Origin of the sequence: Flavobacterium sp., from assembly GCF_044368625.1 — a bacterium.
GTDB lineage: Bacteria > Bacteroidota > Bacteroidia > Flavobacteriales > Flavobacteriaceae > Flavobacterium.
In genome coordinates this window covers 1-3,264 of the sequence record NZ_JBIPPD010000336.1, presented here as the reverse complement: position 1 = coordinate 3,264, position 3,264 = coordinate 1, and the positions used below count along the sequence as shown (strand labels likewise).

Sequence of the window (3,264 nt, the reverse complement as noted above, 5' to 3'; positions counted from 1 at the left end):
AGCCTTCGCCACGCTGTCGAAGTTCTGGCGGCACTTGGCAGATATGTCGTCATAGGTGCCGTTCGGATTGGCGCGGAGGTAGGCCAGGATTTGTGCTGCGATAAATGGCTTCATGTCCTGCCCCTCAGAATGGAATGTCGTCGTCCATGTCATCGAAGCCGGTCTTCGGCTCGCCACCTGCGCTGCCATAGCTGGCTGCTGAGCCTGGGGCGTTTGATCGACGCGGGGCCGGGGCTGCGGACTCTTGCCCGCCTTCCGTCTTGCCGCCAAGCATCTGCATGCGATCGGCAATCACCTTCGTGCTGTAGCGGGTCTGGCCGTCCTTCTCGTACTTGTCGGTTTTGAGGCGGCCGCTGATGTAGACCTGCGAGCCTTTCTTCAGGTACTCGCCGCAGATTTCGCCCAGCTTGTCGAATGCGGTGACGTTCACCCACTCGGTTTCTTCTCGCTTCTCGCCGCTGGCGTCTTTCCAGCTTGAGCCGACAGCCACAGAAAACGATGCGACAGCTTTGCCGTTTGCCATGTAGCGCACCTCGGGCTCTTTGCCGAGTCGGCCAATGCATTGATATTGGTTTAGGTCGTTTGCCACTTTTGCTCCTAGTTCAAAGTCCACGCCTCAACTGGCGTAAGTCGGTCGTCGGTAAATCTCAGACTGGTTTCGTGAAACCACATCGCCAAGCGGCCTTCGAAGATGCCGTTGCGCTGCTTTTCGATGGTCACAGCCGCGTCAGGCTGCTTCTGTGCGTCGAAGTCGTTGGGGTCTTTGTCCAGAGCCGCACGCTTGGGCTTGTTGGCCCAGACGGTGATGACGTTCTGCGCCTGGTCAGACAGAGCGGCAGACCCGCGAAGGTCGTACTTCGTCGGCGGCTTGGATTCGTCTTGAGGCTTGCGGCAGTGAGCGACAAGATGCAGATGCAGCCCGGTTTCTTGGGCGCTGCGAACCAAGTCAGTCATGAACTGCTTTTGCTCGTCCAGGCTCTCTTCGGACGCGCAGACCATCATCATTGAGTCGATGAAAACCTGCTGCCCGCCAAGCTCGTTGGCGAAGTACGAAAGCACCGCCAAGACCTGATCGGGCTGGACTCGGCCAACGTGATCGAAGAGCCACAGGCGGCCATCCGTCCACGCGGCAAAGCGCTGCGCAGTGGTCGGGCCAATGTCCGAAGTTCCGAAGAACTGCCGCGCCATCCGAGCCAGGGTTCGGCGTGGCTCCATCTCCATCGAAGCAATCAGCACCTTCACGCGTTGCTTGCACAACTCGGCAGCGACTTGACCCGTCAGCAGAGACTTGCGGTGGCCGTTGTACCCAGCCCATACCGTCACCTCGCCAGGACGGAATTCGATGCTGTTGCGCAGCTTCGTCGAGAACATCGACGGCGAGCGGTTAGCGTCGGTCTGCGGCGCCAGTTCGGCAATCAGGTCGTCCGCGAACTCGGCAGCACTGCGTACCTTGGCCTTGCATTCCGTGCTGCGCATGTACGCGCCGAAGTCGATTTCATCGGCGCTCAAAAGTCCCGCCATTGCGTCTCCCCTTCTCCGATGTAGGCGCCCTTGAAGTCGCCAGTTGTCACCACGCAGACGGCCTTAGCGCCAGCATCCAAGCTCATCTGCGCCACCTTCAGCGTGCGGTCAGCGTCCTTGCCGTGGACATGCACAGGCAGGCCGACGAGGAAGCGGAAGTCCAGGCTGGTCAGCGCGTCACGCTCGGGAATCTCGATCTGGGCAATCACGCTCCAGGGATTCGCTGTGGGCCAGTCCTGCCAGAGCTTGTCCGGGTCCGTGCCGACCGTCAGGAATGCAGCAGACGGGCACACGCCGCGAAGCCGCATTGCGATCAGGGCTTGATGGCCGCGCATCACTTGGCCCCCGCGAAAACGTCATCCCCGCCACCGGCCCGCTTTTGCGGCGGCTGCGCCTTCTCGGCCCGGACCCAGTTGCGGAAAGTTGCGTCCCAGTCGAGCTTCGTCGCGTCCTTGCCGGGCTTGGCCGTCCAGAAGTCCCTGAACCTCTCGGCGGTCTTGATGGGGTCCAGGTCTGGACGCTCATCCCTTGCCCAATCCGCGAGGGCTTCTGACGGAGTCCAGTCGGCAGGCAGCCGCGAAGCGCGGCGCTGTGGCGACTCTCTCTTTGGTGTTGGTGTTGGTGTTGGTGTTGGTGGCATTGCATCGGCATCGCTTTTTGATGCCGCGGCATCTGGTTCGTCATGCCGTGGCATTGCCGCGTCCTCGCCAGCGGTATTGCCCCAACGCTTGTTGGCCTTGTCACGCTGCTTCTGCTGCTTGATGCGCATGGCATCAATCTCGGCATCTGCGCGGCGATTGATCCATCCATTCGGTGTCAGTTCAAAGAACTCTTCAAGCACTGTTGCAACGGCCTCGCGCTGGCTCTCCGTCTGTGCGACGACAAGGCGGCACGCCTGCTTCAGATCAGCCGGGATCGGCTTCTCCGTCGTGTAGTAGGTGTCGAGCAGTCGGCGGAACGCGGCGTCCTCTTCCCAGCTAAGGTGCCGGGTTGCGCTCACGTAATCGCCAACGTGAAACGGGTAGTAGTTCAAACGCCAAGCCTCTCTGCGATACGGCGGCACTCAGCCTCGATCTGCTCGGGTGTCGCGTTGGGGTTGCGGGCCAGCCAAGCGGCCTTCTGGACGCTGTAGGCGCGTTGCGCTTCGGCGTAGGTCATGCGGCCCTCGCTTGCAGTTCTTCAAGCACGGTGAGCTTTGCGCCCATCGCGATCCATTGGCTGATGGCGGTGTTTCCAGCCACGGCCTCAAAAGCCTTGATGTACTTGGCGGGCAGTTCACGCCGCTCTTCGTTGTCGCTGAGGTAGTCGCTGCGGTGGTTAGCAGGGAATCCAGCAGCCTCGGCCAGCGTCAGCGTCGTCATGGCCTTCACGCGGCGCAGAGCCCAGCACAGACGCACAGCATCGCGGTATGACTGGCACGCCTTGATGTGGGAGTCAGGCACGACGCTAGGGGCGTCCAGCCGGCCCATCAGGCGTAGTTCAAGTTGATGGCTCATAGTGAAAATTCACCCTGTCCCCGCTTGAATCCCCGGTTAGGGCCTTGCGATAGTTGATTCATGGACAGCACCTCAAGCGAAAAAGCAGCAGCCGCACTCAAGGCGTTCTTGACGCGCTTGTTTGCACTGATGGCCGCAGACTTGGAGCGCCGAGCCGAAGAGCTGCGACGCGAGCAGAAAAAAGCCGCGCCATGAGGGCAGCGGCAAACACCAGCCATCAGCGGGGAGTCAATCCGCTGGGCAACAG

The 3,264-nt window shown here is 61.1% G+C and carries 6 protein-coding genes; all 6 read right to left on the bottom strand.

The features are described 5' to 3' along the window. Positions 1-124: 124 nt before the first annotated feature. A complete protein-coding gene (locus ACIQ2X_RS15840) occupies positions 125-589 on the bottom strand; it encodes a single-stranded DNA-binding protein (RefSeq protein ID WP_396179943.1) in 465 nt (154 codons plus the stop codon). 8 nt (positions 590-597) lie between these two features. Further along, positions 598-1,509 (bottom strand): AAA family ATPase, encoded by a 912-nt coding sequence (locus ACIQ2X_RS15835; protein WP_396179942.1) that lies wholly within the window; start codon positions 1,507-1,509, stop codon positions 598-600. After that, positions 1,506-1,856 carry a hypothetical protein gene (locus ACIQ2X_RS15830; RefSeq protein ID WP_396179941.1) on the bottom strand — a complete coding sequence of 117 codons (351 nt, stop codon included), beginning with the start codon at positions 1,854-1,856 and terminating at the stop codon, positions 1,506-1,508. Before ACIQ2X_RS15830 ends, ACIQ2X_RS15835 begins: the two co-directional genes overlap by 4 nt. After that, positions 1,856-2,554 carry a YdaU family protein gene (locus ACIQ2X_RS15825; protein ID WP_396179940.1) on the bottom strand — a complete coding sequence of 233 codons (699 nt, stop codon included), beginning with the start codon at positions 2,552-2,554 and terminating at the stop codon, positions 1,856-1,858. The genes ACIQ2X_RS15830 and ACIQ2X_RS15825 overlap by 1 nt, the downstream gene beginning before the upstream one ends. A 121-nt stretch (positions 2,555-2,675) precedes the next feature. After that, positions 2,676-3,017 carry a hypothetical protein gene (locus ACIQ2X_RS15820; RefSeq protein WP_396179939.1) on the bottom strand — a complete coding sequence of 114 codons (342 nt, stop codon included), beginning with the start codon at positions 3,015-3,017 and terminating at the stop codon, positions 2,676-2,678. Then, positions 3,014-3,264, bottom strand: a 251-nt coding sequence (locus tag ACIQ2X_RS15815; protein WP_396179938.1) for a hypothetical protein, incomplete at its 5' end; no start/stop codon positions are given. The genes ACIQ2X_RS15815 and ACIQ2X_RS15820, both read right to left, overlap by 4 nt.